This is a genomic window from Actinocrinis puniceicyclus (genome assembly GCF_018283645.1).
GTDB lineage: Bacteria > Actinomycetota > Actinomycetes > Streptomycetales > Catenulisporaceae > Actinocrinis > Actinocrinis puniceicyclus.
On sequence record NZ_JAGSXH010000268.1, the window covers coordinates 1 to 2,425 of the forward strand.

Below are 2,425 nucleotides of genomic sequence, written 5' to 3' on the forward strand. Positions count from 1 at the left end.
TGGCGTAGCCGCCGGTGGCCGACTGCACGACCTTCGAGTACTCGGGGCCGGCGCCGCTCATGTTGTTCGGCCAGCCGAGCCATCCGGAGTGGCCGATGTCCAGGTAGTTGTAGACCTGCGGGCCGATCGCGTGCAGCTTGCTCAGGGCGTACGCGATGCCTGTCTCGTAGTACGGAATCGCCGTCGCACATGCGGACTGGCTCTTGTTGGTCACCGCGTTGGGCAGCGAGTCCGGCTCGATGAAGTTCACGATCCGCAGATTGCTGTACTTCGAGTTGCCCTCGATCGCGACGATCGGGTCGATGTACTGCGACTCGTACTCGGTCAGGCCGGCGGCGGTCGCCGGGATCTCGCCGTTGGAGGCGAGGGCGGCGCAGTCGCGGCCGGGCAGGTCGTATACGACCACCTCGACCAGGATCGGCAGGCTGGAACTCGCGGCCTGCGTGGCGGCGTTGTCCAGATGCGCCTGCAGACCCAGCGTCGAACCGCTGCCGGCGATCGCGCCGATGTGGTCCATCCAGATCGCGGTCTGGTAGTTGGCGACCTGGGCTTCCTTGGCGTTGCCGCCGTCGGCGGAGACCTGGGTCTGGACCTCGGAAACGTAGTTCGGGTTCAGATACGGGGTCGAGCCGACGAACGGATTCGACGCATGTGTGGCCGCCTGAGCGGCCTGCATCCCCGTCAGGGGCATGAGTAATGCGGCCCCGACCGCGAGCGCGACGTAGGCCGCTCGGGTCTGCCGGTGGCGATGAACCACTGGTTGCCTGTCCTTCGTTGGTAGGCCGGGGCGGTCAGCGGGAGGTACCGCCCGGATGTGAGTGCGAGCGCGGTCTGGCGGCCGCGGGTGCAGCGTCAAACTACGAGCCGTGAAAAAACCGTCAACGGCCGGTGCCTGAATTCGGACGTACGCCCTTTTCCAGAGCGGGCAGACGCCGAAAATTACACGCCGGGCGGGAACTCCGGACCTCTCTTCGTGCCTTCGGCTCTCGCCGCTGCGCCGGGTGCAAACCGGGCATTCGGCCGACGTGCGCGTCGACCCGAGTCGAACCGGCGTCGATCTTGCGTCGAATCCCCGGATCGGAAGCCTGGGCGGCGCTCTGCACGGGCCGCGGAACCGGGATTGCGCCGGGCCGTGGGCCGTGAAACTTTCCAGAATTCGCCGGGTGTGCTCCGTGCCGGGACTTACCGGGCCGCGTCCGGGCCCGAGTGTCAACGAGTGGCGCGCGAACGGTGGGGGTCTCGGCTTTGTCGCAGCAGCCCTTTAGCGTGGCTTCACGCATAGCGGCCGGCGCGTCGGACAATCCGTGTAGGAGGACAGGCCAGTGAACCAGCCTTCGCGATCCGAGTCGCGTGTGGACCTTGAACCCTTCGATGTCTTCCATACCGCGGCCGCTGGACGTGGGCTTTCGAGCCGGCTGTACGCCGAGGCGTTCGGTGATGAGTACCCTGTCGAGGTCGATCCCTCCAGCAGCTGCACGTGGTCGGTGCTCGGCGAGATGGTCAAGCGGCTGCGGCTGCGGCCGGATGATCTGCTGGTCGATCTCGGGTGCGGACGCGGCGGCACCGGTCTGTGGCTCGCGCGCGCGTTCTCGGCGCGGCTGGTCGGTGTGGACATCTCGCCAAGAGCCGTCGAGTTGGCGACGGAGCGGATACCCGAGTTCTTCCCCGACGCCGGATGCGCCGGCCGGTCGCGGGTCCGATTCCAGGTCGGGACCTTCTGCGCTACGGGCCTGCCCGATCGGTGCGCGGCCGGCGTGGTGAGCATGGACGCGCTGCCGTTCGCCCAGGACCGCGCAGCGGCGCTGCGCGAGTTGCGCCGGATCCTGCGGCCCGGCGCTCGCGCCGTGTTCACCGGGGGCCGCAACCTGCCCGGACACCCGAAGTTCGTGCCGGGGCGGCCGACCTGGCAGGAGCATCTTGAGGCCGCCGGCCTCGAGCTTGAGGCGAAGGTGGACCGCCCGGAGGAGCGAGGCCTGTGGGACCGTCTCAACGATCTGTGGGAGTCCCACGAACAGCAATTGCGGCGCGAGGACGGCGGCCAGGCCACGGACGCGAAGCTTGCCGAGGCGCGCAACCACCGGCCGGGGCGGCCGTACCGGATCACGTCGATATTCACGGTCCGGGCAGCCGGCGACTGATGAGATGTAGCGCCGGATAAGAGTGCGTGTGCGCGGCGTCCGGGAGGTGTGCTCCCGGACGCCGCTTCTTACTGACCCTTCGCAGGGCTGTCACATATCAGTGCTGGAGCGTCAGGAGGCCCGGCCGCCACGGCAGGAGGTTGTAGGACTGGTTGGCGGAGGGGTCCTTGCCCTGGTAGAGGAACTGCAGGTTGCACGGGTCGATGGTCATGGTCTGGTCCGGGTTGTTGCGCACCAGGTCACCGTGGCTGATGTCGTTGGTCCAGGTGGCGCCGCTGTTGGCCTTG

3 protein-coding genes are annotated in these 2,425 nt (G+C 68.0%); 1 reads left to right on the top strand and 2 read right to left on the bottom strand.

Annotated elements, in window-relative coordinates; genetic code table 11:
* Positions 1 to 691, bottom strand: a 691-nt coding sequence (locus KGA66_RS28625) for a glycoside hydrolase family 6 protein (protein WP_211472670.1), incomplete at its 3' end; no start/stop codon positions are given.
* Positions 692 to 1,352: 661 nt separating this feature from the next.
* On the opposite strand from KGA66_RS28625, the gene KGA66_RS28630 reads away from it, so the two are divergent.
* On the top strand, positions 1,353 to 2,138 hold the full coding sequence (locus KGA66_RS28630) for a class I SAM-dependent methyltransferase (RefSeq protein ID WP_211472672.1): 786 nt from the start codon (positions 1,353 to 1,355) through the stop codon (positions 2,136 to 2,138).
* A gap of 97 nt (positions 2,139 to 2,235) precedes the next feature.
* Here the strand turns inward: KGA66_RS28630 and KGA66_RS28635 are convergent.
* Positions 2,236 to 2,425 (bottom strand): non-reducing end alpha-L-arabinofuranosidase family hydrolase (locus KGA66_RS28635; RefSeq protein ID WP_281416887.1); only part of this gene is annotated, 190 nt, incomplete at its 5' end.